This is a genomic window from Stagnimonas aquatica (assembly GCF_003730135.1).
Lineage (GTDB): Bacteria > Pseudomonadota > Gammaproteobacteria > Nevskiales > Nevskiaceae > Stagnimonas > Stagnimonas aquatica.
The window spans coordinates 21,542-46,713 of the sequence record NZ_RJVO01000007.1 but is presented as its reverse complement, the minus strand read 5'-3'; the positions used below and the strand labels follow the sequence as shown (position 1 = coordinate 46,713).

Below are 25,172 nucleotides of genomic sequence, written 5' to 3'. Positions count from 1 at the left end.
AATTCCATCATGGCTACTGAAACACTCAAGACCGCTTCTGTTCTTGCTTTCGAGCGCAAGCTTGATCCTTCCGACGCACTGTTCTTTTCTGGCGGCTGGGAAGCGCGCGACAGCGCGGACAGCTGGCAGTCCGTGAAGCTTCGTGAAAAATCGGTGCGCGGCACCATTTCCAACCGGCTCAAGACCAAGGATCAGGACCCCGCCAAGCTGGATGCGGCGATTGAAAATCCAAACCTTCAGACTGTGGATGTGGCGGCGCTGCCCTTGGCGGCCGATACCCTCAAGGTGCAGTTCACGCTACGAGTGCTCGGCGGTGTGGGCGAGCCATCGGCCTGCAACGATTCCGACTATCGCAAGAAGCTGGTGGCAACGGTGCAGGCCTACGTGCAGAAAAACTGCCTGGCGGAGTTGGCCAAGCGGTACGCCGCCAATATCGCCAACGGCCGTTTCCTGTGGCGCAATCGCATTGGTGCAGAGCAGGTGGAGGTGCGCGTGGCGCATCTGCAGGACGGAAAGCCCGCAACGCAGTGGACCTTCCAGGCGCTGGAGCATTCGGTGCGCGAGCTCAGCGCGCCCGCTGCCGAGGCTGCCAGCGCCACCGCCCTTGCCAGGCTGATTGAGTCCGGTCTTTCCGGAACGGCGCATGTGCTGCTGCAGGTGACGGCCTTCGTGCGTGTGGGTGCCGGCCAGGAAGTGTTCCCGTCACAGGAGTTGATTCTGGACCGCGGCCGAGGTGACAAGAGCAAGACCCTTTACGCAGTGGGCGATGGCGACAAGGCGGTGGCCGCGATTCACTCACAGAAGATCGGCAACGCACTGCGCAGTATCGACTCCTGGTATCCCGGTGCCGAAGAGAACGGACCTATCGCCGTTGAGCCCTACGGTTCCGTCACCACGCAGGGGCGGGCTTATCGTCAGCCCAAGGAAAAGCGGGATTTCTATAGCCTGCTGGACGCCTGGATCATCAAGGACAAGGAGCCGGACTTGGTGGATCAGCACTTCGTCATCGCCACGCTGATCCGTGGCGGTGTGTTTGGTGATGCAGGCTGAGTGTCATGGATCATTATCTGGATATTCGGCTTCGGCCTGATCCCGACTTTGTAGCCATCGACCTGCTAAGCGCCCTGGTGTCCAAGCTGCATCGGGCGCTGGCGCGGCTGGCTGATGGCAAGGTGGGCATCAGTTTCCCTGACAGCAAGGCCATGTACTTGGGTGATCGTCTGCGGCTGCACGGCGGGCTCTCGTCCTTGCAGTCGCTGATGGGCAGCGACTGGCTCAAGGGCATGCGCGACCATGTTCAACTAAGTGAGCCGGTGGCTGTGCCTGTCGGAGCCAAGCACCGTGTGGTGAAGCGAGTGCAGGCAAAGAGCAGCCCTGAGAGGTTGCGGCGGCGACAGATCAAGCGTCATGGAATGACGCCGCAGCAAGCGCAAGAGAAAGTGCCGGACAGTGCGGCGGAAACCTTATCGCTGCCTTATTTGCTGCTGCGCAGCGCAAGCACGGGGCAACGGTTCCCGCTTTTTGTCGAGCATGGTCCACTGCTTGAAGCGGCAGTACCGGGCAGCTTCAGCAGCTACGGCCTGAGCGACGTCGCGACAGTGCCTTGGTTCTAACCCTTTTTTTAGGCGACGTAAGCCGCTTAATGCAATCAAGCGCTTACGTCGCTCTCAAAAAATGGGGCGTCACGCGGTAAAGGATTTATTCTCTTTAACAATCAGTAAGATGCTGGTTTAATTGCACAGCGCACTGCCGCGTAGGCAGCTCAGAAAATCGGCGTGAATGCCGATGCCCCGCTGAACGTGCGCACTGCCGCGTAGGCAGCTCAGAAACCGAGCTGGGTCAACAGCGCCTGGTCGCTCAGGCGCGCTGCCGCGTAGGCAGCTCAGAAATGCGCCGACCCGGAAGCGGCAGGAAACACCTAGCGCACTGCCGCGTAGGCAGCTCAGAAAATGCTCGAAACGCCGGCACGGTAGTTATAGATGCGCACTGCCGCGTAGGCAGCTCAGAAAAAAGCTGCGGCCACTGATCGAGCCGTATTCCAGCGCACTGCCGCGTAGGCAGCTCAGAAATCGCGCTGCGACTGCCCGGCAGCTACGGCCCGGCGCACTGCCGCGTAGGCAGCTCAGAAATCGCCAAGCGCGGAGGCTGATATGCGCTTCACGCGCACTGCCGCGTAGGCAGCTCAGAAAGTCCAGGAACCGCCGCTGTAGCGGTAGCGAATGCGCACTGCCGCGTAGGCAGCTCAGAAAATGGAGTGTGTTCGCGCCATGCGCGATCCGCAGCGCACTGCCGCGTAGGCAGCTCAGAAAAGTAGAGAACACAACCGATGGCAAGCAACACCGCGCACTGCCGCGTAGGCAGCTCAGAAAACCCGTTGGAGTCACCGGCAGCATAAAAACGTGCGCACTGCCGCGTAGGCAGCTCAGAAATGGCCTGGCATGCGCTGGACATCGACTGCAATGCGCACTGCCGCGTAGGCAGCTCAGAAATCCTCGAACACCGCGATCAGCAGGGTGGCGCAGCGCACTGCCGCGTAGGCAGCTCAGAAAACGAAGCTGGCTCGCGGCCAAATATGGGAAGCGCGCACTGCCGCGTAGGCAGCTCAGAAATGGCAGAAGTACCTGGCCATGTGGAACGAGCCGCGCACTGCCGCGTAGGCAGCTCAGAAAGAACCCCCAGCTCACCGCCCGGCGCTCGCAGCGCGCACTGCCGCGTAGGCAGCTCAGAAAGATAGGAGTGACATGAACGACCTCACCGAGTTGCGCACTGCCGCGTAGGCAGCTCAGAAAATGAAGCGCTACGTCGGCACCTGGGGCTTGGCGCGCACTGCCGCGTAGGCAGCTCAGAAAACCCTGCGCCTGCTTGTAGGTGCGCACATATCGCGCACTGCCGCGTAGGCAGCTCAGAAATAGCCCAGCGCCTGCAATGCCACCCAGATACTGCGCACTGCCGCGTAGGCAGCTCAGAAAACTTCATCCCGCGCCGCCTTGGCCTCCACTGCGCGCACTGCCGCGTAGGCAGCTCAGAAAAATCCGCCGCTGGCCCTCTGCTGTGTCTACCTGCGCACTGCCGCGTAGGCAGCTCAGAAAATCGACGCCAGCCGGCTATCGGTTGAGGACGTGCGCACTGCCGCGTAGGCAGCTCAGAAATCAAAGGCGTCCAGGTCCAGCGCCGCGTCGCCGCGCACTGCCGCGTAGGCAGCTCAGAAATCGCGCGCTTCCTGCGTGGTGACGTTCAACATGCGCACTGCCGCGTAGGCAGCTCAGAAAAATGCCATAGTGGATCTCGGTAAAAGGCAGCAGCGCACTGCCGCGTAGGCAGCTCAGAAAGTCTCGTTGCTGACCGCATCACCAGCGAGCACGCGCACTGCCGCGTAGGCAGCTCAGAAAATCGGGCAGGGTGATCTGCTCCAACAGTTCGAGCGCACTGCCGCGTAGGCAGCTCAGAAACGGCAAACTTCCCGCCGCCAATCAGATCCAGAGCGCACTGCCGCGTAGGCAGCTCAGAAAATGGCGCGCAGGCCGTTGGCCGGCGTGTCGAAGCGCACTGCCGCGTAGGCAGCTCAGAAAATTGAGGCTGCGAAGTGAGCGCCAAGAGCATCGCGCACTGCCGCGTAGGCAGCTCAGAAAAGTAGAAGGGGTTGGCAGAGACGTTCACTGGAGCGCACTGCCGCGTAGGCAGCTCAGAAAAAGTATGAGCGCACGCGAGGCGTGTGCCCGGCTGCGCACTGCCGCGTAGGCAGCTCAGAAAAACGAGATCGAGGCAGCGCTTGAGGAGCCGCGGCGCACTGCCGCGTAGGCAGCTCAGAAATGCGCCGACCCGGAGTCCGCAGGGAATACCTAGCGCACTGCCGCGTAGGCAGCTCAGAAAAGCGGCTTGGATGATCTGCCAGTAGTCGCCGAGCGCACTGCCGCGTAGGCAGCTCAGAAATTGTTGGACTGCTTGGCCTCGAACAGCACGGTGCGCACTGCCGCGTAGGCAGCTCAGAAATTGTTGCCGTTGCTGTCAGTCGTGATCGTCGTGCGCACTGCCGCGTAGGCAGCTCAGAAAAAGCACGTGCATTTTTGAGCACTTAGTGAACAGCGCACTGCCGCGTAGGCAGCTCAGAAACTGCCGTGTCCGTCGATCTTCGGCCGCAAGAAGCGCACTGCCGCGTAGGCAGCTCAGAAAACCATGCCCTTGAGCGTGCGCAGAGCGCTGGCGCGCACTGCCGCGTAGGCAGCTCAGAAATGCCCAGCACGAACAACGTCGCCGCTTTCGAGGCGCACTGCCGCGTAGGCAGCTCAGAAATGGGCAATCTATCTGCCGTACAGAGTTGAGGAGCGCACTGCCGCGTAGGCAGCTCAGAAAATGACGGCGCCTCCCGGTTGAGAGGCCGAACCGCGCACTGCCGCGTAGGCAGCTCAGAAATAAACCGTGTCAATGCAAAACGACGACCGTTTGCGCACTGCCGCGTAGGCAGCTCAGAAAGTCAGGGAGTGACGGCAAGTCGAGTTGGAAGCGCGCACTGCCGCGTAGGCAGCTCAGAAACGACCACTGCCGCCGGCATCGGCCTAGGTGTTTGCGCACTGCCGCGTAGGCAGCTCAGAAATTGCGTTCCGCTGAACTGAAAGTCACCACCAAGCGCACTGCCGCGTAGGCAGCTCAGAAATCTCTGCACAGCAGGTCATGGCCCTGGGCCTCGCGCACTGCCGCGTAGGCAGCTCAGAAATCCAGGTACGCGCGCTGCGTGGCCGAGCACAGGCGCACTGCCGCGTAGGCAGCTCAGAAAAGCGCCCGGGCGATGGCATCGCGCAAGCTCTCGCGCACTGCCGCGTAGGCAGCTCAGAAAACTGGAAACCGGGTGCTGACGTGCAACCACAAGCGCACTGCCGCGTAGGCAGCTCAGAAAAAACGTGATGAGCAAGAACGATCCGACAGTCAGCGCACTGCCGCGTAGGCAGCTCAGAAAGGTCGTAGCGCTCCAGCACGGATTGCCAGGGCGCGCACTGCCGCGTAGGCAGCTCAGAAATGACGAATTGAGGTGCAAGCCGTCTGCCCAAAGCGCACTGCCGCGTAGGCAGCTCAGAAAACGCAGGCCCAGGCAATGCTGCTGGTCGTTTGGCGCGCTGCCGCGTAGGAAGCTCGGAAAATTCGCGGGAGGTGCCGACTGTGCGCCTTGGACGCGCATTGCCGCGTAACCGATCACTTCGGCCCAGCCTCGAGTAGCACACCCAAGCTACCAACACCTCCATTGCTGCGCCCCAAGTAACGTGATTGCGGCGACTGCAGGGTATACGCCGGAGGAGGGCGCCGGTCTACAAGGCGGTTGCTCGCACGGGGTCGCCTTCGTCGACGGACAGAATCTTCGCCAGGCTTGCCGGCACCGCCACCTTGCCGCCCTCGACATACAGCGCCGCCTGCGCGCAGCGGAAGCCGTGCAGATCGCCGTTCGATACCAGGCAGGGCACCCCGCCGCCGGCGGGCTCGGCGATTACCGCCTCGAACAGGCGTGAGCGCTTGATCGAGCGGATTTCGTTGCGGGGGACTTCCACCGAGGGGCCGCCGTCGAAGATGTCGATGTAGCCCTGGTAGCGGAAGCCTTCCTGTTCCAGGAGGTGCAGGGCGGGCGCGGTCTGCGGGTGCACCTTGCCCATCACCGCCTGCGCGCTCTTCGGTAGCAGCACGGTGTAGATGGGGTGGGGCGGCATCAGTTCGGCGATGAAGGCCTTGTTGCCCATGCCGACGATGTGCTCGGCGCGCTCGTAGTCCACCGAGAAGAAGTGCCGGCCCAGGCCCTCCCAGAACGGTGAGTGGCCCTCCTCGTTGCTGACGCCGCGCATCTCGGCGATCACCTTGTCGGCGAAGCGCTCGGGGAACTGCGCCATGAACAGAAAGCGGCATTTGCTCAGCAGCTTGCCGACGCCGGCGCCGCGAAACTCCGGCGTCATGTACAGCGAGCAGAGCACGCTGGTGCCGGTGAGGTCGTTGCTCAAGTAGAGGGTGGGCACCTGGTTGTAGATGCCCAGCTCGCGCGAGGCATGTACGGTGAGGCCGACGCGGTAGTTGTAGAAGGGCTCGTCGAGTCCGCAGGCGGCTTCGATGGCGCAGCAGGCGCCAACCTCGCCGGTATCGGTCTCTTCCATCACGAACATGTAGCGCTCGTGGCCGGCCACCTGCACGGCGCGGTCGAAGGAGGCCGTCGACAGCGCGATCTTCTCGCGCAGATAGTTTTCGTCGGGCGGCAGCGAGGTGAAGCCGGCGCCGGCGGTGCGCGCCATGTGCAGCAGGGCCGGCAGGTCTTGAAGGGCGATGGGACGGATGATTTTCATGGCGGGCAGTGTCGGTGATCGCCGCGCGGTCCGCAGCCGGGAGGGCAGGGCTGATCTGGTGCTGTGATGAGCGCCGAGGGCCAGCAGCGGGGCGAAGAGGGCATCGACGGCCGCGCCATTCAGTACACCCGCTGGCCGTTGGCCACCGGTCGCTCCACCGCCAGCAGCACCAGGCCGCCGTCGCCATCAACGGCCAGGGTCAGGCAGTCGCTGACCACGCCAGCGACATTGCGCGGCGCGAAGTTCACCACCGCCAGTACCTGCCGGCCGACCAGGTCTTCCGGCGTGTAGAGCTGGGTGATCTGGGCGCTGCTGGTGCGCGGGCCCAATGGGCCGAAGTCCAGACTCAGCACGTAGGACGGCTTGCGCGCCTTGGCGTTGGGCCGGCAGGCGGTGATCGTGCCCACCCGCAGGTCGCAGCCAAAAAACTGCTCGACGGGAATGGTCGGCGCGGTGGTGGTTTCGTGGTTCATGGCAGCAGTCGGCGGATCGGCGAGTCGGGCGCCAGTTGCCCGGCCAGGGCGCTGTAGGGCAGGTGGATGTTGGGCAGACCCATGGAGTACGGCGCGATTTCGTAGGCGCCGTAGGTGAAGCGCAGGCCCTCGCCGTCGAGCGCGACGTTGTCGGTGAGCGGCAGTTGGTCCTCGAAGAAGCCGCTGGCTTTCAGCGAGGCCTGCGGTGGCACGTTCAAGGCCAGCCGTAGTTGCTGCTCCAGCAACGCGCGCAGTGCTGGCTCGGGGATCTGGATCAGGTCGGCGAGCGCCAGCGCCTTGCCGCTGCGACGGTCGATGTTGAGGTAGCTGACCGCAGGCATGCCGTGGGCGCCGCCAGTGTCGGCATAGCTTTCCAGTGCCAGGCTCAGCAGGTAGTCGCGGTTGAGCAGCACCTTGGTTTCGGCGCTGAAGCTGCAACGGGCGGGGGTGCCGGTGCCGGCCAGGGCGGCGGCCTGCTTCAGACAGCCGTCCATCCACAGCCTGAGGCAGGCGGCGCCGCTGTCCGGCACCGCGCTCTGTTCGGGATCGCGCGGGCAATGGCTGCCGACCCAGCCCTCGATCTGGCGGTTGAGGCCGGCTTCGCTGGTCTGGATCAGGCTCAGCTCGGCGCGCAGGTCTTCGCCCGGCAAGGGTTTCGGCGACTGGCGGCGGTCCTTGAGCAGCAGGCTGCGGACTTCCACCTTGCTGTGATCGCTGGCCGCAGCCGGTGCCGCCGGGGTCTGGTCGCGGCAGCCGGCGAGCGCCAGCAGCAGCGCCAGTCCGATGCATTGGCGGCGGCTCAGGGCCATGACAGCTCGCCGCTGGCGAGGCGCAGCAGCAGCAGGGCGCTGAGCTTGGCGCGCTCGGCGAGCGAGTCCAGGCGCATCCACTCGCGGTCGCTGTGGATGTCGCCGCCGACCACGCCCATGTTGTCGAGATTGGGCAGACCGTAGGCGGCGAGGTTGTTGCCGTCGCAGCAGCCGCCGGTGGGCTTGAACTGCAGGCCCAGGCCGAGCTGGCGGCCGCAGTCGCCGACGTAGTCGATCAGCCGCTGCATCTGCGCGTCCACCACCTTCGGCGGGCGGGTGAAGCCGCCGACCAGCTCGCAGCGCAGGCCCTCGCGTTCGTTGAGCCGGGTCATCAGCAGATCGAGCTGGTCCTGCATCCAGCATTCGTCGCTCGGCTCGGCGGTACGGACGTTGAACTTGAACACCGCCAGGTCGGGCACGACGTTGAGCGCGCCGCCGCCATGGATATAGCCGGGGTTGATGGTCAGCTCGCCGCGCTGGCCGTTGAGGGCGTTGAGCTCGCGCACGAAGTCGGCGGCGGCGACCAGGGCGTTGCGGCCGGCGGCGAAGTCGCGGCCGGCGTGGGCGGCGCGGCCGTGGACGATGAGGTCGAAATTGCCGCTGCCCTTGCGGGCGCTGGCCAGGTTGCCGTCCGGATAGGCCGGTTCGTAGATCAGCCCGAGCTGGTGCTGTTGCGCGGCCTCGCGCAGCAGCGGCGCCGAGGAGCGCGAGCCGATCTCCTCGTCGGGGTTCATCAGCAGCGTCCAGCCGATGCGTTCGCGCAGCGGGCTCTGTTCCAGCGCCGACAGCGCCAGTTGCAGTGCCACCAGGCCGCCCTTGAGGTCGGCGACGCCAGGGCCGTTGAGGGTGTTGTCGTCGATCAGCCGCGCGGTCTGGAACGGCGAGTTGGCGGCGAACACCGTGTCCAGGTGGCCGCAGAAGAACACCTGCAAGGGCGCCTCGGGCCGCTGGCGCAGGCGCAAGGCCGGGCCCAGCGGCTTTTGCAGACGCTGGCCCTGATCGTTGGTGGACTCGTAGGGCGCGACCTCCAGCCATTCGGCCCGCGCGCCCAGCGGCGCGTAAAGCGCGGCAAAGGCCTCGGCGGTGGCGCGCACCCCGGCGGCGTTGAAGCTGCCGGAGTTGATGTTGGACAGACCCACCAGGCTGTCGCGCGCGGCGGCCTGCTGCTGGTCGATCAGGGCGAGGGCGGCGGCGTGCGGACTCATGGCGGGATTCTAGGGCCTGTAGCTTTGCGAAGGTTTTGCGATCAGCCACCGCTGGACCCCTCTGGCGCTACGCGCCACCTGCCCTACAAGTAGGGGAGGCACAGCGAATGCCTCCCCTGTGTGCAGGGGAGGTGGCGCCGAAGGCGACGGAGGGGTGGCCGCCACGCAAGCAGCGCCGAAAGGAATGTTTATTGCCTGCATGCGGCTAGACTAAAAACCAATGCTCCCGAATACCGACCGCTCATGAAACGCTGGTTCACCGCGCTGCTTGCGCTCGTGCTCGCCGTCCCGGCCCTGGCCTCGGACCAGGCGCTGTGGGAAAAATCCACGCTCAACCAGATCATGAAGCGCGGCGAGCTGCGGGTGGGGCTGGAAGCCGGTTACATGCCCTTCGAGATGCGCGACAAGAACGGCAACATCATCGGCTTCGACGTTGATCTGGCCAAGAAGATGGCGAGCGTGCTGAAGGTGAAAGTCAGCTTCGTCAACACCCAGTGGGACGGCATCATCCCGGCCCTGCTCACCGACAAGTTCGACATCATCATGGGCGGCATGACCATCACCCCGGAGCGCAACGCCCAGGTGAACTTCAGCCAGCCCTACATCGTGGTCGGCCAGGCGGCGCTGCTCAGCAGCAAGCTCAAGGGCAAGATCAGCGAGGCCCGGCAGCTCGACGACCCCAAGTACACCATCGCCACCAAGCTGGGCACCTCCGGCGACATCACCGCCACACGGATGATGACCAGGGCCAGGATCAAGCGCTTCGAGACCGAAGCCGATGCCGCGCTGGAGGTGAAGAACGGCCGCGCCGATGCCTTCATCTACGACTTTCCGTTTCTCGCCATCTACGCCAACCAGTATCCGGAAGGCGTCAGCCTGCTGCCCGAACCCTTCACCAAGGAGGCGCTGGGCTGGGCGTTCCGCAAGGGCGATCCCGACTTCGAGAACTGGCTGAACAACTTCCTGCTGTCGATCAAGAACGACGGCACCTACGACGTGCTCTACCAGCGCTGGTTCCAGGGCACCGCCTGGCTGAAGAACGTGCAATGAGGCCGGCCAGTCCCTGGTGGCGCCTGCTGACGGTGGCGCTGGTGCTGTTGATCGGTGCCGGCATGTACTGGGCGACGCTCAAGGTCAATTACCAGTGGCGCTGGGAGCGGGTGCCGGAATACCTGCTGGTGACCGGCGGCGAGGAAGTCCCCGCGCCGTTTGACGGCACCGTCGCCGTGAGCGGCAAGCAGATCCGCATCACGCCGCTGCTGGGCGGTGAGGCGCAGGTGATCCCCGAGATCGACGTGGTGCAGGTCTCCGACGGCGAGATCGTGTTCGCCGGCAATACCGTCGGCAAGAAGGCCGGCATCACTCCGGGGCCGCTGCTGGTCGGCCTGTGGGTGACGCTGAAGATTTCGGCGCTGTCGCTGGTGTTCGCGCTGGTGCTGGGCCTGATCGCCGGCCTCGGCCGGGTGGCGCACAACCCGGCGGCGCGCGATCTGGCGGCGATCTACGTCGAGCTGATCCGCGGCACGCCGTTGCTCGTGCAGATGTTCATCGTCTATTTCTTCCTCGGCACGGTGCTGAATCTTTCCGGCTTCGTCGCCGGCGTCACCTCGCTGGCGGTGTTCACCGGCGCCTATGTCGCCGAGATCGTCCGCGCCGGCATCGAGGCGGTGCCCAAGGGCCAGATGGAGGCGGCGCGCTCGCTGGGCATGAGTCACTGGCAGGGCATGCGCAAGGTGGTGCTGCCGCAGGCGCTCAAGCGCTCGCTGCCGCCGCTGGCGGGGCAGGGCATTAACCTCATCAAGGATTCCTCCCTGGTCTCGATCATGGCGCTCACCGATCTCACCAAGGCCGGTCGCGAGGTGGTGAGTTCCACCTTCAGCCCCTTCGAGGTCTGGTTCACCGTCGCACTGATGTACCTGCTGCTCACCGGCGCGCTGTCGGTGTACGTGCGCAAGCTTGAAAAGAAGATGGCTCATGACTAGCGGCGCTTTGCTTTTAGCCTCCTCCCTCGCTTGCGGGGGAGGATTGAGGAGGGGGCGTTGCTGTTCCCTCTGCGGCGGGGGCACCGCCCCCACCCTAACCCTCCCCCGCAGGCGGGGGAGTGGACTGTCGTAGGCCAAGCTGCCATGAATACCGAGCAAGAAGTGCTGATCGAAGCCCGCGAGGTCGAGAAGCGCTACCCCAACGGCACCCTTGCACTGAAGGGCGTGTCTCTGGCGATCAATCGCGGCGAGGTGGTTTGCATCATCGGGCCTAGCGGCTCGGGCAAGTCCACCCTGCTGCGCACGCTCAACGCGCTGGAGAGCATCAGCAGCGGCGAGATCCTGATGGACGGCATCTCGGTGCACGCCGCCAAGACCGACCTCAACGCGCTGCGCACCCATGCCGGCATGGTGTTCCAGCAGTTCAATCTGTTTCCGCACATGACCGCGCTGGAAAACATCATGCTGGCGCCGGTGGAGGTGCTAAAGCTGCCGGCGGCACAGGCGCGCAGCCGCGCCGAGGCCCTGCTGGCGAAAGTGGGCCTGGCCGACAAGGCTGGCAACCGGCCCGCGCAACTTTCCGGCGGCCAGCAGCAGCGCGTCGCCATCGCCCGCGCCCTGGCGATGCAGCCTCGGGTGATGCTGTTCGATGAACCCACCTCGGCGCTGGACCCGGAAAAGGTCGGCGAGGTGCTGGACGTGATGAAGGATCTCGCCGCCGAGGGCATGACCATGGTGGTGGTCACCCACGAGATGGGCTTTGCCCGCGCGGTCGCCGACCGCGTGCTGTTCATGGATCGCGGCGAGCTGGTCTATCAGGACGCGCCCGAAGCCTTCTTCACCAGCGCCAGCAACGAGCGCCTGCGCGCCTTCCTCGGCCAGGTGGCGGCGCGCTGAGTGTCGCCGCTTCCGGTCATTGGTCTAGTTGCAGCTCTCGGTGCCGGGCGGTAGCACCGGCTCGGTCGCGCCGGCGAAGCGGCTGAGCAGATACAGCCACTGCCCCGGCACCGCCAGCGCGCCGCCGGCGGTGTGATTGCCGGGGCTGGCACGCTGGAAGTGCACCGGGGTGCCGGCCGCGCACCAGTGGTCCGCCAGGGCGGCGGTTTCCTCGACGGGGACCAGCTCGTCGTCCTCTTGATGGTAGAGGTAGACATCCGCACTCGGCGCCACTCCGGCCTGCTTGAGGTCCAGTAGCGGGAACACCTGCCGCGCGCCCGGCGTCGCGTAGAAGTCCTCGACGCTCAGATAGTCGCTATAGAGACCCGTTGGCACCGCCGAGCCATCGGTGGTGGCGCCGCCGCAGCCGTCCTTCACCGCCTCGGCGCTACGCTCGCCTGCGGCGTTGAGCAGCCCCGGCGGCAGAAATTGCGGGTAGGCGCGCTGGATGCCGATCAGCATGCTGAAGGCGAGCTTGAAATTGCTGGCGGCGGCCTCGAAGGCCGGGAAGGAGGCCTCCAGATTGGCCGGCAGGCCGCCGGCGGCGACGCCCACCAGATTCAGCTCCGGCGCGTAGCGCGGCTGTAGCGCCGCCGCCCAGCCGGTGGCGATGGCGCCGCCGGAGTAGCCCATCATGCCCACCGGCGTGTCGCGGCCCGCCAGGCCCAGCGGCTCGAAGGATTCGGCAGCGCGGATGCCGTCGAGAATGATCGGCGCGTAGACGCGGCCGACGCCGAAGGCGGCGTCCGGCCCCTGGTAGTCGGGGAAGATCAGCGTCCAGCCGAGGGCCAGCAGTTGCGGCAGGTATTCCAGCGTTTCCACCTGGGTATCGCGGTTGGCCAGGCTGCCGGTGACCTGCCGCGTCGGCTGGCATTGCAGGCCCAGGCTGTCGGTGAAGAAGTGGTAGGAGAGCAGCGGGCGTTGGCCGCTCAGGGCCGGCGTCAGCGGCTGCACCACCACGGCGGTCTGCGCCTGCGGCCGGCCATGGACATCGGTGGACAGGTACTGAAGCTGCCAGGCCGGGTAGGGCAGCGGCAGGCCCAGCGGCGCGAAGCGGACCTCGCGCGAGCGCAGGAGGCTGCCGGGCGGCAGCGCCAGCAGTGGCGTGGGCGGCGCGTAGAAGGGATCGGGGTCCGGCGTCGGCAGGTAGCGCGAGTGCTGGGCCGCTTCGGCGCCGTCGCTGACGGCCGGTGCTTCGGACGAGGCGCCGCAGCCGGTCAGGCCGAGCGTCAGCAGCAACAGGCCGCAGGCAGATCGCGTGGGTGCGCTGTTCACGGCGGGCTGATCCAGAGTGGTGAGGCCCGCATTCTCGCCATCCCGGTCCGCGCTCGCCAGACGAGACGTGCCGCGTCCCTAGGCTTTACCATGGCGTCCCCCACGCGCCCGTAGCTCAGCTGGATAGAGCACGCTCCTCCTAAGAGCGGGGTCGCAGGTTCGACTCCTGCCGGGCGCACCATCCGTTTCGGCCGCCGCCAGCGACCTCCGGGCCGGCCTTCGTCGGTGAGCGCAGACCTCGCTACTGGCCGACCGCCCGCCAGACCGCCTCCAGCAGCCGCGCGCGACGGTCCTGGGCCCAGGGCTGGCCGGCGTCGAAGGCGCTGACGATCAGGCCATCGACCACGACGTTCAGCAGATCGACCAGCAGTTCCGGCCGGGCCGGGCGGATGCCATCGACGCGCCGCTGGATCTGCTGGCTCCACCAGGCGTTGAAGCGGTCAAGTTCCTCGCGCAGCACCGGGTCGCTGCCGGCGCCGAGCACCAGTGCCAGCCATAGTCGGTGGCTCTGTTCGTCGCGGGTCAGCACCGCCCATTCGATGAAGGCGCGCAGGGCGGCGGCATCGTCCAGGCCGGCGGTCGCGCGTTCGGCGTTTGCCTGCAGCAGGCCGATTTCGCGCCGGATCGCTTCGCGGAGCAGTTCATCGCGGCCGCTCAGGTAGTGGGTCACGGCCGAGGTCGAGGCACCGATGTGCTGGGCGACGGCCCGGATCGTGACGGCCGCGAAGCCGGACTGCACCGCGATCGCGATCACGGCGTCGTGGATCAGGGCGAGGCGGTCTTCAGGGTTGACTTGCCGGGGCATGGCGCAGTCTATCGTTATAAAACGTGAGTTGCATAACCTGACCTTTTTGTGAGACGGTTGTTTTATTACGAATCCGTCGGGAGGTCCGGAATGCAGACTGTTGATGTGATTGTGGTGGGCGCCGGCCTCTCCGGCCTGGTCGCGGCCCGGGTGCTGCGGCAGGCCGGTCGCCGCCTGTGTGTACTCGAAGCGGCGGACCGGGTGGGCGGCCGCGCGCTCACCGTTTTCTCGGCGGCCGGCACCCCGGTCGATCTGGGTGGCCAGTGGATCGGACACGGTCACGACCGCGTCACCGCGCTGGCACGGGAGTTCGGCATGCACCTGTTCCCCACGCACACCCGTGGCCGGATGCTGGTCCGCGAAGCGGGCCGTCCGGTTTCGCTGCTGTCACCCGGTGGCTTGGCGGCGGTGCTGGCGCTGCTGCGTCTCCACCGGATGGCGGGTCGCGCTCCGGAACTCAGTGACGAACAGACCCTCGCCGACTGGCTGTCCGGCATCCGGTCGCCGCGCGGGCGACGCCTGGTGGAGATCGCCGCCTCGGCGCTGAGCTCGACCGATCCGCAGCGGATTTCCCTGCGCGCGCTGGCCGCGACCCTCAACACCTCGGGCGGGCTGTTCAAGATGCTCCGCTTCAAGGGCGGAGGGCAGGAGTCGCTGCTATCCGGCGGCGCCGGTGGCCTGGCCACGGCGCTGGCGGCGGAGTTGGGGGCGGACCTGATGCTCAAGCAAAGGGTTGTGGAACTGGTTCGCGACGAGACCGGGGTGACGGTACGCACCGCCGATCAGCTGCTGCGCGCGAGGCGGGTGGTGATCGCCTGCGCCCCACCGGTCGCCGAGGCGATCCACCACCATCCGGCCTTGCCGGAGCCGCGTGCCCGGGTGCAGCGCGACAGCTTCATGGGCACGATCTACAAGCTGATCGTGGTCTACGACCGGCCGTTCTGGCGCGAGGCCGGGCTCAGCGGCGAACTGCTGCTGCTCGACGGCCCGCTGTCTGCCGTGGTCGATGTCTCGCCTCCCAACGGTCCCGGCCACCTCTGCACCCTGGTGCCAGGGCAGGCGGCGCGCGAACTCGATGCGCTCGACCCCCAGCAGCGACGTGATCTGTTGCTGGCGACCCTCGCACGCCATTTCGGCGAGCGCGCACGCAGCCCGCTCAGCGTTCACGAGAAGTCCTGGCATCTGGACCCCTACGTGCTCGGCGGCTATCTGGCCTGGCCCCGGCCGGGTGCCTACGCGGCGCTGGCGGCGGCCGGTGCCGAGCCGGTCGGCAGGCTGCATTGGGCGGGCACCGAAAGCGCCGCCCGCTATGCCGGCTACTTCGAAGGCGCGGTGCGGGCCGGCGAGCGCGCGGCGGCGGAAGTGCTCCGTGCGCCCTGATCGCCCGGCGCCGTCAGCGGCTCACCAGCGGCAGACTCACCGTGCCGCTGACCGTCACCGGCACCGGTGCCAGCGAGAGAATGGAGTTGTTGAGGTAGTAGGGGTGAAAGCCGTAGAGCAGCAGGCCGATCTCGTCGCCGGCCGACAGCGCCGCGCGCACGCCGGCCAAATCCAGCGCTACCGCGCCGCTGGCCCGCACTGGCGTCACCTGATCGCTCACCGCCACCGCGTCGCCAGCCGCGCCACGGCGCAGGCCCAGTCCAACGAACAGCGGCGGGCTGTTGAGGCCGCCGGCGAAGCTGAGGCTGGCCTGCGGGATGCCGGCCAGCGCCTGATCGCCGCTGACGCTGTACAGCGGCACGTACACCGGCGCGGCGGTGAGTTGCTGTAGCAGCTCGTAGGGCAGCAGGTTGACGATGCGCGGCAACAGGGCGAGGAAGTCGGGGCCGTAGCCGGCGTTGCTGCCAGGCGGGTTCTGGAGGATGTCGAGGATCAAATTGATCGCCTCCGGGCCCAGGCCGGCGAGGCTGCTCAGCAAGGTTTGCAGCGGCAGGCCACGCAGCAGATTCACGATCTGGCCGACGGCGCCGGGGATCACCTGGGTCTCGGCAACGGCAAGGGTCTGACCGCCGCGCGGCAGGCTCGTCAGCAGCAGGCCCTGATCCGGCGTCAGCGAAACGCACAGGGCCGGCGGCGACTGGGCGCCGGGTGCCTGGCGCTTCAGCTTCTGGTCGAGGAAGTCCAGCATCATCGCTGCGGTGCTGTAGCTCTGGCCACCGCAGCGGAGGTTCTCGTCGACGCCGAACAGGATCTGCCGGCCGGCCGACTGCAGGGCCGGGATGATGTGGCCGTTGGTCTGCACCAGCAGACGGGCGTCGTGGCCACGGCTGCGCAGGCAGTCGAGATTGGCGGCCGCCTCGTTCATGTTGAACAGGACATCGTTGGCGCCCTGCACGAAGAAAGCATTCACCGCCGGCACCCCGGCACCGTCGGCGCGCGTGCCGGCGCAGTAGGAGGCGAAGCTGCGCTTCTCGAACTCGTCCAGGCTGGCCTGGCTGACCGTGCCCAGCGTCGCCTGCAGGAAGGCGGTGTAGACGAAGGGCTCGAATTGGAAGCCGGCGGTGGCGCCGCCGGCGGCCACCAGGATGTCGAGCCAGATGGTCTTGGGCACGCCGGCCGGCGCCAGGCTGTAGCGGAGATCGTTCCAGGTGGCGGTGGGCACCAGGGCATCGAAGCGCGCATCGACGGCGCTGCCGATCAGTTGGAAGCCGCCGCCATAGCTCAGGCCCACCGCGCCCACCACCGGGTCGCCGCGCCGGCGGGCGAGGTGAGGCAGGTTGGCTTCCGCCCAGTCGAGGATGGTGCTGATGTTGCGACCGTCGACGGCCGGGTCCATCACCGTGATCGGTCCGCTGGAATCGCCGAAGCCGCGCTGGTCGAAGCTGATCACGTAATAGCCGCTGTTCCAGGCCAGGCGGCCGGCATCGCTGGTGACATCCGCGCCCAGGAAGGCGGCCACCGGGTTGGCCGTGTCGAAGTCCTTGTTGCGCGACAGGCCGAAGCCGTGGCCGTGGATCACCAGCGGCGCGGCGGCATCGGCGGCCAGCGCCGGCTGGTAGACGGTGATGCCGATGGTCTCGCCGTCGGCGGCGGGGATGGTGCCGTCGTAGACGATGGCCTTATCCACCGCCGGCGCCCGCAGGGCGTCGTAGCCGGCGGTGTTGCTGCGGCCCCCGGAGGCCGGTTGGCTGGAACCGCAGGCGGACAGCAGCAGGGCGCCGAGCGCGCAGAGCAGGAATCGGGAGAAGGGCATGGCAGTGGCGTCCGGCAGCGGGAGGCGGAGCTTAGCGCCGTCCGCACGGCCGCGAAACCGGCCAAGACCTGAGTAAACCGTCATGAAAATCAGGTACTTGCCATCGGTCCGGGCTGGTCGTTCGAGACGATTGACCCAGGTCAAGGCGTGGCCGGGGCTGGGCCAGCAGACTGCTGCCACGCCCACCGCTCACCGAGGTTTTCGCCATGTCCCAACTCAAGCAAGCTCTCCACAACGACGTCCAGGCGCTGGAACTGATCCGCGACGAACTGGCCCTGCAGGCGCACCTGTTCAAGGCCGATGCCAAGGACCGCTGGTCCGAACTGGAAACCAACTGGGACAGCCTGAAGCATCGCCTGGGCGCCGCCCAGCGCGCCGCCGCCGGTGCCGAGCCCAAGGTCGACGCCGCCGCCAAACAGCTGCTGGACGCGCTCAAGGCCGGCTATGCCGAGCTGAAGAACGCGCTCCGCAAGTAAGCCCGACGCCACCGCTGCGGAGCCCGCCCATGAAACTGATGGAAGCCCTGAAGCAACGTCGCGCGGTGCGCGAATACCTGCCCGATCCGGTCGATCCCGCAGTCCTTGCCGAACTGGTCGAGGCTGCCTGTCTGGCACCCAGCCACATGAATACCCAGCCCTGGTCGTTCGTGGTGGTTTCGGAGCCGGCGGCGGTGGCTCGCCTTGGCCACAGCGCCACCGAGGCGCTGCGCCGCTCCGGGCACGGTGCCAAGTGGGAACACGAGACCACGCCGGACGCCTTGGGCGCGGAGTTCAATCTGTTCTACCGGGCCCCCGCGCTGGTGGTGGTCTGCGCCACCCAGACTGGAGGGATGGCCGAGATGGACTGCGCGATGGCGGCCCACAGCCTGATGCTGGCCGCCGAGAATGTCGGTCTGGGCAGCTGCTGGGTCGGTAGCGCCCAGCCCTGGCTGGCCTCGCGCGAAGGCCGCGAGGCCCTCGGGCTGGACGCCGACGAGCGCCCGGTGGCGCCCATCGTCATCGGTGCGCCGGCCGGTGAGCCGCTGTCGCCCGGGCGCCTGAAGCCGCAGTTGCGCTGGATCCGCCGCTAGATCCGCCGCTAGATCTGCCGCCAGATCTGCCGCAGGCGACTGGGCGACCTCTCCCCGGGCCGGGGGCGCGTCTACAATTCCTCCCGAAGGCGCGTGGTCATCGGCAAAGTGCCAGGCCGCGCGTCGCGAAAACCAGGCAGCCGCAACGGGGACGGATGAGCGCTTACCAGGGCCAGATGGCCCAGCCATGCTGAAGCTGCCGGCCAACACCGAGGGGCGCGACTACTACGTCGGCGACATCCACGGTCACGGCGAAGCGCTGTGGAAGCTGCTGGATGCGGTGCACTTCGACGACCGCTGCGACCGTCTGTTCTGCACCGGCGATCTGGTGGATCGCGGCCCGGACAGCGAGCGTCTTTTGCGGATCCTCGACGACGCGCCCTGGTTTCATGCGGTGATGGGCAATCACGAGGCGATGCTGATCGTCGCCGGCAGCGCTCGCGACGAGACCACCCGCAAGCGTTGGTCGGTGCGCGATTCCACCTGGTTCTTCCGCCTGCCGGCCGAGCAGCGCAAGCAGTTGGTACGTATTGCCATGCGGATGCCGCTGGCGATCGAGGTCGCGCAGCCGGAGGGCGAGCCCATCGGCCTGATTCATGCCGATCTGCCGCTGGGCAAGACCTGGGCGGCGCTGGAACGCGCCCGCTTCGGCGTCGGCGCGGCTTTCGACAACGACGGTGACACCCTCGCCAGCCATCTGCTCTGGGGGCGCAGCGCCGCCATGCAGCTGGGCCAGGCGCTGAGCAGCGGCCGGCGGCCTTCCGGCCTGTCGGCGCGCTTGCAGGTGGAAGGCGTGCAACTGCTGGTCAGCGGTCACACACCGATGCTGGCGGCCAAGCCACGGATCGCCGGCAAACGCCTGTTTCTCGACACCGGCGTCTATCTCGCCGGCGGGCGCCTGACCCTCACCGAGCCGCTCAGTCGCCGCTACTGGCAGACCAATGCCAATGCCGTCGAGGTGGCGCCGCCACGGCGCATGCGGGTGCTGGCCTGAAGTCTGGGGCCGCATGCTCTCGGTCAGCCGGAACTTTTCTTAGACTGGGCGCCCATCGCCACCGTCGCCGAAGCCGTCCATGCCAAGCCCCTTTGTCAGCACCACCTGGCGCGCCGGGGTGGCGACGCTGCGCTTCGAGCGCCCCGAAACCCGCAACGCCATCGCCAGCCTGGAGGATTGCCAGCAGTTCGCTGCGGCGCTGGAAGCTGCGGCCGAACGCGCCGAGGCGCGCTGCCTGATCCTCACCGGCGCCGGCACGGCGTTCTGCGCGGGTGGCGACATCAAGGCGCTGCGCGAGCGTCGCGGCATCGGCCCGATGGACAGCCCGGCCGCCACCCGCGACAACTACCGTCGCGGCGTGCAGCGGATGATCCGTGCGCTCTGGGACTGCGAGCTGCCGGTGATCGCGGCGGTGAACGGCCCGGCCATCGGCCTGGGCTGCGATCTGGCGGCCTTGGCCGACATCCGCATCGCCGCCGAATCAGCGCGCTTTGCCTCCACCTTCATCAACCTGGGCCTGATTCCCGGCGACGGCGGTGCCTGGATCTTGCCGCGCGCGGTGGGCTGGTCCAAGGCCTCGGAGATGATCCTCACCGGCGAGGCCCTCGACGCCCCGGACGCGCTGGCCTGCGGGCTGGTCTCGCGGCTGGTGGCGGATGGCGAGCTGCTGCCGGCCGCCGCCGCGCTGGCGGACAAGATCGCCGCCAAGCCGGCACAGGCGGCGCGGCTGGCCAAGCGTCTGCTGCGCGAAGCCCAGCACCAGCGGCTCGCCGACGTACTGGAACTATCTTCTGCCTACCAGGCGCTGGCGCACGAAGCGCAGGACCATCGCGAGGCCGTCGATGCGTTCCTGAGCAAACGCGCGCCTGGTCTTACCGGGCGTTGAGTCGGCGCCTTGCCAGGCAACGCGGGCGGTGGGCCTGATCGGCCAAGCCAACCAAGCTCTCGGTGCGGTCTCGCCGCCGCCCGCTCAAAGCTTCGAATCTGGCGTCTGGGAAACTTGCGAAATTGCTTGGAGTTTGAAGCGGATTTGCTTGTTTCAATTGATTTTCCCGGTTAGCATCAAAACGATATCAGCCACGCCGCAGCGGCGGCGAGTAAGGGAGTGCCATGGGCAAGCTCGGATTGGGGAACGCGGCGATTGCAGGTCTGTGCGCACTGCTTATTTCGGCTTGCGGTGGCGGGGGTGGGTTTTCCGACGGCGCTGGCGGCAGTAGTTCTGGTGGGACCAGTTCCGGTGGTACCAGCTCTGGCGGTACTAGTTCTGGCGGTACCAGTTCCGGTGGGACCACGGTCACGGTTGCCAAGCTGACGCTGCTGGCCAGCGCCCCGCAACTGTCATCCAGCGCATCGGCGATTGCCGACGGAGTCACGTTGACGGCGATCCTCAAGGATTCCAGCAACAACGTTGTTCCGGGTGCGACCGTTCGGTTTTCTACTCCAGACTCGGCCGAAATCAATGTTGTTAATCCGGCTATTTCCGACGCCAATGGCCGGGTCAAGGCGACCCTGACCACCGGCGGCGACCCGCAGAATCGCACGATCAGTGTCACAGCGAGCACCGGCACGGGCAGTAGTCTGGTTTCGGCGGTTGTGCCGATTCAAGTTGTTGGCACAACCGTGGGAATTTCCGGTGTCGGCAACACCCAATTTGATGTCGAGACTCTCTACACGGCCTTGCTCGCCGACTCTCAGGGAGGAGCGATTGTCGGCGCGGCGGTTACCGCCAGCACTGACGATGAGAACACGGTCACTCTGGTCTCTCCGGAGACGGATTTGTCCGGACAGGTACAGATCAAGCTCAAGGCAAAGAAAGCTTTGACGACGTTGACTGTCACGGCGTTGGGGCAAAGCGTTTCGAAGAAGATCAATGTTTCGACGGATAGCTTCAAGCTCGCCGCTGCGGCGCCGGGCTCGTCCGTGAACTTCGACGAGTCCGATGCCGAAGTCGATATCGGAACCAGCGAAGAAATTACGACGCGTTGGTTCCAGGGCGGGAATCCGGTCCCCGACGGGACCGTGGTGAACTTCGCCGCGACGCGGGGCAGCATCGGTACCTCGAAGACCACGACGGGGGGACTCGCCACGGTGTCGATCAGCTCGACCCAGGCAGGCGTTTCAACCATCGTCGCTAGCAGCGAGATGCTGAGCAAGCCGACCGCGACGATCCAGTTGGAGTTTGTCGCCGTGGACCCCACTTTGATCGAAGTGCAGGCTAGTCCTGCGGTGATCGCGACCAATCAGAGTAGCGAGATCTCCGCCGTGGTTCGTGACAAGGACAAGAACCTTGTCAAGAACGCGATCGTGGAGTTTTCACTTTCAGATTCTAGTAGCGGAGTGATTTCGTCCGCGACGGCGGTGACGGATAGCCAGGGTTTGGCAAAGGTCACGTATACGTCCAGCTCGCAGTCGAGCGGCACTCACTCCGTGGTTGTCTCCGGCAAGATTCGCGGGACCTCTGTTCAGAACACGGCGCAGATCACGGTGGGCGGACGCGCGGTTGGCATCACGATCGGTACGGGCGCCGACGTCGTGATCAAAGACACCTCCACCTACCAGTTGCCCTTCACTGTTTTGATCGCTGATTCGGCCGGAAATCCGGTGCCTGATGCAAAGTTCACGCTGAGCGTCAGGTCGATTTCCTTCTTCAAGGGAATACGCGGCGCCACCGTTTCTGAGATCAATGGCGTAAAGGTTGACGGCTGCCCCAATGAGGATGTTGATCTCAACAGCATTCTGGAAGGTTCGGAAGACACGAACGGCAATGGTCAGATCGACCCAGGCCAGGTTTCTTCGGTGCCCACGACAATCAGTATTGACGAGGACGGTGCCGGTCAGTTCTTCCTGACCTATCCGAAGGACTACGGCTCCTTTGTCAAAGTGAGGATCACGGGCGTTGCCACTGTCGCCGGTACCGACACCACGGAAACCCGCGACATTCTGCTGCGGATCGCGGACGTGGACGCTCCGTTCCTCGACCCGAATAGCCCGTATGGGGCGACGGCCGACTGCGCTACTTTCGATCCCAAGTGAGCGTTGATGGATATTCCCGATTGGGGTAGCCGCACGGGTGACGCAAGTCGATAGCTGTGCATTGAAAATGCACGGGGCCTAAGGTCTGGTCAGGGTGTTCGCCGCAGTTGCTCAGCGCCCTGCCAGACGTCGCAGCCACAGCATATGGCACAGCGATAGCAACAGCGCTGTTGTTCCGGCGGCGAGGCCACGCAGGATGTCTTCACGATCCCTGGCGATGGCGGCGCGCACTTCCTGATCAACTTGGTGGCGCGTAGTCTCCAGCGATGCGGAGTCCTGCCGCGTACTGCCGCCTTGCCGTTGCAGATCCATGGCCAGATTCAACTCCACCGAAGCGGCAATGTCCTCCTCGCTGTAAACCGGCATGCGCCACCAGGCATGGCCGTAGTGCAGGCTCAGTCCCAGACCAACCAGGAACAGGACGGCGGGCAGCGCGGTGAGTCTGGGCTTGGACATTGCTAACGATAAAGATGACGGGTCGGGCAGGTTAGCCAGCCAGGGAATAAACTGCCAGGCATCGGCCTCCTGGCCTCCTCCATCGAGTCACACCATGCGCATCGGAACCCCCAAAGAGATCAAGAACCACGAGTATCGCGTCGGCCTGACGCCGGCCGGCGTCCGCGAACTGCGGAGCCACGGCCACGAGATCCTCATCCAGAAGGGCGCGGGCCTGGGCATCGGCCTGGCCGATGCGGCCTATGTCGCGGCGGGTGCGGAGATCGTCGAAACCGCCGTCGAGCTATTTGCCCGCGCCGAGATGGTCATCAAGGTCAAGGAGCCGCAGCCGGTGGAATGCCAGATGCTGCGCAAGGGCCAGGTGCTGTTCACCTATCTGCATCTGGCGCCGGACCCGAAGCAGACCCAGGGTCTGGTCGACTCCGGCTGCATCGCCATCGCCTACGAGACGGTCACCGACGGCCGTGGCGGGCTGCCGTTGCTGGCGCCGATGAGCGAGGTAGCCGGGCGCATGTCGATCCAGGCCGGCGCCCACGCCATGGAGAAAGCCCAGGGCGGCAACGGCGTGCTGATGGGCGGCGTGCCCGGAGTCGAGCCCGCTAATGTGGTGGTGATCGGCGGCGGCGTGGTCGGCTACAACGCCGCGCGGGTGGCGGTGGGCATGGGTGCGAAGGTGACCATTCTCGACCGCTCGCTGCCGCGCCTGGGCTGGCTGGACACGGTGTTCGAGGGCCGCCTGAAGACGCTCTACTCCACCGCCGATGCGCTGGAAACCTGCCTCGCCGATGCCGATCTGGTGATCGGCGCGGTGCTGGTGCCGGGCGCGGCGGCGCCCAAGCTGGTGACCCGCGCCATGCTGCGGCACATGAAGCCGGGCACGGTGATCGTCGATGTCGCCATCGACCAGGGCGGCTGCTTCGAGACCTCGCGCGCCACCACCCACCAGAACCCGACCTATGTGGAAGAGGACATCGTCCACTACTGCGTCGCCAACATGCCCGGCGGTGTCGCGCGCACCTCCACCTTCGCGCTCACCAACGCCACCCTGCCGTATGCGATTGCGCTCGCCAACAAGGGCTATCGAAAGGCGCTGATCGACGACGCCAACCTGCGCGAGGGCTTGAACGTCCACGAGGGGCGGGTGACCTACAAGGCGGTGGCCGAAGTGCTGGGCTACGACTACCAGCCGGCCCTGGAAGCGCTCAAGGCCTGAGGCCCGGTCGGGACACAGTCAGCCGGCCACGCGGGCCCTCTCGCTGGGGCGGCTAGGCTGCGGTGCAGCAGGGTGTAGGTCTGAGCTGGCAGAACGCTCTCCCAGGCAGGCGGGGAGGGCGGTCCGGGTGACAGGCGCTAGGGCCTGTCACCAACTAGAACGTCGCTGCGTTGCCGGTCAAAAGCGCGTCAGGCAACAGGCCCTAGAACCCGAGCCGGGTGCGGCGCTCGGCGGCGCGGCGCAGTTGCAGGCGTTCCAGGCGGGCTACCGCCGCCGACAGCCGCTCCGCCGACACGGCCGAGAGGCGCGCGAAGCGCAGGCCCATGCGGGCGCGGTCCAGGCGATTCAGCCGCGAACGCACCTCGACCTCGGCGTGGATTTCCAGCTCGGCGATCCGAAGGCTGCACTGCAAGAGACTGCCTTCCCGCACCGGGGCCGAACTCGGAACCAGAGCACCTGCGCCCTGGCGGGAGAGGTCCACCAGGGTGCCGGTGAAACGCAGCGATTCGGTCTCGAAGCGCACTGCCGGCGCGGGGATGTCGCGCGGCACGTCCAGACGGTAGGCGCTGCGGCGCTGCAGATAGCGCGCGCGGGACGGCCAGTGCAGACGCAGCGCCGGCTCGGACTCGAACTGGCAGTGCCCGACCAGATCGGCGGCGAAATCGAGGGCGCCACCGTCGATCCGGGTCGACAGCGCCAGCCGCGATGGCAGCGGTTCCAGCAGCGGCGGTTGCGGCGGGTCGATCAGCAGCATCTGCTCGATCAGATCGACCTGCAGCAGCAGCGAGTTGCGCGCGCCGCCGCCGGCGGCACCGACAGCCAGAAGCGGTCGCAGCTCGCCGGCCCGCAGCAACAGGGGCGCCAGCTCGGACGGCCCTTCCAGCCAGCGCGCCGTTGGCGCCGGGTTGAGTGTTCCGATGGCGTTGGCGCCGGCGGTGTTGGCGGCGAGGCTCATGCCTGCGCCAGATGCCGGCCAAGCCCGGCAGGCCGCGCCGCCTGGGTGCCCGGGCCATAGAGTGTCGGGGTCGGTTCCAGGCCGGCCTGTTCGGCGATCCAGCGCAGCCGGGTCTGGCGCTCGCTGAGCAGGGCGCCGTTGTGGAGATTCACCTTGCGCAGCAGCTCGGCGGTTTCGCGCAGGGTCTGCCAGCGGCTGCTGGCCTGCTCGCCGAGATTGGGGATGCGCTCGGCCGGCGCGCCGCCGGTGGCCTCGGCGAGCGAGCGGCTCAGCTGCTCCAGGGTTTCGGCCGCTTGTTGCTTGCGCTGCACCAGCTCGGCCAGCGCATTCAGATCGGCGGCCAGCAGCGCCTGGGTTTCGGCATCGAGGATGTCCTGCAGTTGTCGCGCGCAGTCGATCTGCGCGTCGAGCAGCGAGGGCACATTGGTACTGGGGGTGGCATCGCTGTGGTCGCTCATTCGTC

22 protein-coding genes, 1 tRNA gene and 1 CRISPR repeat array are annotated in these 25,172 nt (G+C 66.6%); of the genes, 13 read left to right on the top strand and 10 right to left on the bottom strand.

Annotated elements, in window-relative coordinates:
- The first annotated feature begins 9 nt into the window (after window positions 1–9).
- Window positions 10–1,050: a type I-F CRISPR-associated protein Csy3 gene (csy3, locus tag ED208_RS13820; protein WP_123212512.1), complete on the top strand. Its 1,041-nt coding sequence runs from the start codon at window positions 10–12 to the stop codon at window positions 1,048–1,050.
- Window positions 1,051–1,055: 5 nt separating this feature from the next.
- Entirely contained in the window at window positions 1,056–1,613 is a 558-nt protein-coding gene (cas6f, locus tag ED208_RS13815; RefSeq protein WP_123212511.1) for a type I-F CRISPR-associated endoribonuclease Cas6/Csy4, read from the top strand.
- Between the two features lie 128 nt (window positions 1,614–1,741).
- Window positions 1,742–5,131: a CRISPR direct-repeat array (repeat unit 28 nt; unit sequence GCGCACTGCCGCGTAGGCAGCTCAGAAA).
- 166 nt (window positions 5,132–5,297) lie between these two features.
- On the opposite strand, the gene astA is transcribed toward cas6f, so the two are convergent.
- From astA to ED208_RS13795, 4 genes are all read right to left on the bottom strand, one after another.
- Complete coding sequence (astA, locus tag ED208_RS13810) at window positions 5,298–6,311, bottom strand: arginine N-succinyltransferase (protein WP_123212510.1); 1,014 nt, start codon at window positions 6,309–6,311, stop codon at window positions 5,298–5,300.
- Between the two features lie 119 nt (window positions 6,312–6,430).
- Entirely contained in the window at window positions 6,431–6,784 is a 354-nt protein-coding gene (locus ED208_RS13805; RefSeq protein ID WP_123212509.1) for a tRNA-binding protein, read from the bottom strand.
- Window positions 6,781–7,593: a DUF3298 and DUF4163 domain-containing protein gene (locus ED208_RS13800; RefSeq protein ID WP_123212508.1), complete on the bottom strand. Its 813-nt coding sequence runs from the start codon at window positions 7,591–7,593 to the stop codon at window positions 6,781–6,783. Before ED208_RS13800 ends, ED208_RS13805 begins: the two co-directional genes overlap by 4 nt.
- Window positions 7,584–8,798, bottom strand: a complete 1,215-nt coding sequence (locus ED208_RS13795; RefSeq protein WP_123212507.1) for a hydrolase — start codon at window positions 8,796–8,798, stop codon at window positions 7,584–7,586. The genes ED208_RS13800 and ED208_RS13795 overlap by 10 nt, the downstream gene beginning before the upstream one ends.
- Before the next feature lie 243 nt (window positions 8,799–9,041).
- Here ED208_RS13795 and ED208_RS13790 point away from each other — a divergent pair, with 243 nt between their 5' ends.
- From ED208_RS13790 to ED208_RS13780, 3 genes are all read left to right on the top strand, one after another.
- A complete protein-coding gene (locus ED208_RS13790; RefSeq protein WP_123212506.1) occupies window positions 9,042–9,848 on the top strand; it encodes a transporter substrate-binding domain-containing protein in 807 nt (268 codons plus the stop codon).
- The gene (locus ED208_RS13785; RefSeq protein ID WP_123212505.1) at window positions 9,845–10,780 is read left to right on the top strand and encodes an amino acid ABC transporter permease; all 936 of its coding nucleotides are present in this window, start codon (window positions 9,845–9,847) and stop codon (window positions 10,778–10,780) included. The genes ED208_RS13790 and ED208_RS13785 overlap by 4 nt, the downstream gene beginning before the upstream one ends.
- A 144-nt stretch (window positions 10,781–10,924) precedes the next feature.
- Window positions 10,925–11,677: an amino acid ABC transporter ATP-binding protein gene (locus ED208_RS13780; RefSeq protein ID WP_123212504.1), complete on the top strand. Its 753-nt coding sequence runs from the start codon at window positions 10,925–10,927 to the stop codon at window positions 11,675–11,677.
- Between the two features lie 24 nt (window positions 11,678–11,701).
- On the opposite strand, the gene ED208_RS13775 is transcribed toward ED208_RS13780, so the two are convergent.
- A complete protein-coding gene (locus tag ED208_RS13775) occupies window positions 11,702–12,991 on the bottom strand; it encodes a lipase family protein (protein ID WP_158608564.1) in 1,290 nt (429 codons plus the stop codon).
- Window positions 12,992–13,095: 104 nt separating this feature from the next.
- On the opposite strand from ED208_RS13775, the gene ED208_RS13770 reads away from it, so the two are divergent.
- Window positions 13,096–13,172, top strand: a tRNA-Arg gene (locus ED208_RS13770).
- 60 nt (window positions 13,173–13,232) lie between these two features.
- Here ED208_RS13770 and ED208_RS13765 read toward each other — a convergent pair.
- Window positions 13,233–13,796: a TetR/AcrR family transcriptional regulator gene (locus tag ED208_RS13765; protein ID WP_123212502.1), complete on the bottom strand. Its 564-nt coding sequence runs from the start codon at window positions 13,794–13,796 to the stop codon at window positions 13,233–13,235.
- A 90-nt stretch (window positions 13,797–13,886) separates the two neighbouring features.
- On the opposite strand from ED208_RS13765, the gene ED208_RS13760 reads away from it, so the two are divergent.
- Window positions 13,887–15,176, top strand: a complete 1,290-nt coding sequence (locus ED208_RS13760; RefSeq protein ID WP_123212501.1) for a flavin monoamine oxidase family protein — start codon at window positions 13,887–13,889, stop codon at window positions 15,174–15,176.
- A 13-nt stretch (window positions 15,177–15,189) separates the two neighbouring features.
- On the opposite strand, the gene ED208_RS13755 is transcribed toward ED208_RS13760, so the two are convergent.
- A complete protein-coding gene (locus ED208_RS13755; RefSeq protein ID WP_158608563.1) occupies window positions 15,190–16,989 on the bottom strand; it encodes a CocE/NonD family hydrolase in 1,800 nt (599 codons plus the stop codon).
- Window positions 16,990–17,195: 206 nt separating this feature from the next.
- Between ED208_RS13755 and ED208_RS17380 the strand changes: the two genes are divergently transcribed.
- The 5 genes from ED208_RS17380 (at window position 17,196) to ED208_RS13735 (ending at window position 22,085) form a co-directional block, all read left to right on the top strand.
- On the top strand, window positions 17,196–17,465 hold the full coding sequence (locus ED208_RS17380) for a hypothetical protein (protein ID WP_158608562.1): 270 nt from the start codon (window positions 17,196–17,198) through the stop codon (window positions 17,463–17,465).
- 29 nt (window positions 17,466–17,494) lie between these two features.
- On the top strand, window positions 17,495–18,058 hold the full coding sequence (locus ED208_RS17375; RefSeq protein WP_158608561.1) for a nitroreductase family protein: 564 nt from the start codon (window positions 17,495–17,497) through the stop codon (window positions 18,056–18,058).
- A 187-nt stretch (window positions 18,059–18,245) separates the two neighbouring features.
- Window positions 18,246–19,052, top strand: coding sequence for a metallophosphoesterase (locus ED208_RS13745; protein WP_123212498.1), 807 nt, complete (start codon window positions 18,246–18,248; stop codon window positions 19,050–19,052).
- A 79-nt stretch (window positions 19,053–19,131) separates the two neighbouring features.
- Window positions 19,132–19,938 carry a crotonase/enoyl-CoA hydratase family protein gene (locus ED208_RS13740; protein WP_123212497.1) on the top strand — a complete coding sequence of 269 codons (807 nt, stop codon included), beginning with the start codon at window positions 19,132–19,134 and terminating at the stop codon, window positions 19,936–19,938.
- 224 nt (window positions 19,939–20,162) lie between these two features.
- Complete coding sequence (locus ED208_RS13735) at window positions 20,163–22,085, top strand: Ig-like domain-containing protein (RefSeq protein ID WP_123212496.1); 1,923 nt, start codon at window positions 20,163–20,165, stop codon at window positions 22,083–22,085.
- Between the two features lie 111 nt (window positions 22,086–22,196).
- Here ED208_RS13735 and ED208_RS13730 read toward each other — a convergent pair whose 3' ends face one another.
- On the bottom strand, window positions 22,197–22,541 hold the full coding sequence (locus tag ED208_RS13730) for a hypothetical protein (protein ID WP_123212495.1): 345 nt from the start codon (window positions 22,539–22,541) through the stop codon (window positions 22,197–22,199).
- A gap of 94 nt (window positions 22,542–22,635) precedes the next feature.
- Here ED208_RS13730 and ald point away from each other — a divergent pair, with 94 nt between their 5' ends.
- On the top strand, window positions 22,636–23,754 hold the full coding sequence (gene ald / locus ED208_RS13725; protein WP_123212494.1) for an alanine dehydrogenase: 1,119 nt from the start codon (window positions 22,636–22,638) through the stop codon (window positions 23,752–23,754).
- A 202-nt stretch (window positions 23,755–23,956) separates the two neighbouring features.
- On the opposite strand, the gene ED208_RS13720 is transcribed toward ald, so the two are convergent.
- Complete coding sequence (locus tag ED208_RS13720; RefSeq protein ID WP_123212493.1) at window positions 23,957–24,709, bottom strand: flagellar brake protein; 753 nt, start codon at window positions 24,707–24,709, stop codon at window positions 23,957–23,959.
- Window positions 24,706–25,167, bottom strand: coding sequence for a flagellar export chaperone FlgN (gene flgN, locus ED208_RS13715; protein WP_158608560.1), 462 nt, complete (start codon window positions 25,165–25,167; stop codon window positions 24,706–24,708). The genes ED208_RS13720 and flgN overlap by 4 nt, the downstream gene beginning before the upstream one ends.
- Window positions 25,168–25,172 lie beyond the last annotated feature (5 nt).

Coding starts and splice junctions, on each gene's coding strand:
- ED208_RS13720 (WP_123212493.1), bottom strand. CDS start 24,709: ATGAGCCTCGCCGCCAACACCGCCGGCGCCAACGCCATCGGAACACTC.
- ED208_RS13765 (WP_123212502.1), bottom strand. CDS start 13,796: ATGCCCCGGCAAGTCAACCCTGAAGACCGCCTCGCCCTGATCCACGAC.
- ED208_RS13790 (WP_123212506.1), top strand. CDS start 9,042: ATGAAACGCTGGTTCACCGCGCTGCTTGCGCTCGTGCTCGCCGTCCCG.
- ED208_RS13730 (WP_123212495.1), bottom strand. CDS start 22,541: ATGTCCAAGCCCAGACTCACCGCGCTGCCCGCCGTCCTGTTCCTGGTT.
- ED208_RS13795 (WP_123212507.1), bottom strand. CDS start 8,798: ATGAGTCCGCACGCCGCCGCCCTCGCCCTGATCGACCAGCAGCAGGCC.
- cas6f (WP_123212511.1), top strand. CDS start 1,056: ATGGATCATTATCTGGATATTCGGCTTCGGCCTGATCCCGACTTTGTA.
- ED208_RS13735 (WP_123212496.1), top strand. CDS start 20,163: ATGGGCAAGCTCGGATTGGGGAACGCGGCGATTGCAGGTCTGTGCGCA.
- ED208_RS13805 (WP_123212509.1), bottom strand. CDS start 6,784: ATGAACCACGAAACCACCACCGCGCCGACCATTCCCGTCGAGCAGTTT.
- ED208_RS13785 (WP_123212505.1), top strand. CDS start 9,845: ATGAGGCCGGCCAGTCCCTGGTGGCGCCTGCTGACGGTGGCGCTGGTG.
- ED208_RS13800 (WP_123212508.1), bottom strand. CDS start 7,593: ATGGCCCTGAGCCGCCGCCAATGCATCGGACTGGCGCTGCTGCTGGCG.
- flgN (WP_158608560.1), bottom strand. CDS start 25,167: ATGAGCGACCACAGCGATGCCACCCCCAGTACCAATGTGCCCTCGCTG.
- ED208_RS17380 (WP_158608562.1), top strand. CDS start 17,196: ATGTCCCAACTCAAGCAAGCTCTCCACAACGACGTCCAGGCGCTGGAA.
- ED208_RS13745 (WP_123212498.1), top strand. CDS start 18,246: ATGCTGAAGCTGCCGGCCAACACCGAGGGGCGCGACTACTACGTCGGC.
- ED208_RS13780 (WP_123212504.1), top strand. CDS start 10,925: ATGAATACCGAGCAAGAAGTGCTGATCGAAGCCCGCGAGGTCGAGAAG.
- astA (WP_123212510.1), bottom strand. CDS start 6,311: ATGAAAATCATCCGTCCCATCGCCCTTCAAGACCTGCCGGCCCTGCTG.
- ED208_RS13740 (WP_123212497.1), top strand. CDS start 19,132: ATGCCAAGCCCCTTTGTCAGCACCACCTGGCGCGCCGGGGTGGCGACG.
- csy3 (WP_123212512.1), top strand. CDS start 10: ATGGCTACTGAAACACTCAAGACCGCTTCTGTTCTTGCTTTCGAGCGC.
- ald (WP_123212494.1), top strand. CDS start 22,636: ATGCGCATCGGAACCCCCAAAGAGATCAAGAACCACGAGTATCGCGTC.
- ED208_RS13760 (WP_123212501.1), top strand. CDS start 13,887: ATGCAGACTGTTGATGTGATTGTGGTGGGCGCCGGCCTCTCCGGCCTG.
- ED208_RS17375 (WP_158608561.1), top strand. CDS start 17,495: ATGAAACTGATGGAAGCCCTGAAGCAACGTCGCGCGGTGCGCGAATAC.
- ED208_RS13755 (WP_158608563.1), bottom strand. CDS start 16,989: ATGCCCTTCTCCCGATTCCTGCTCTGCGCGCTCGGCGCCCTGCTGCTG.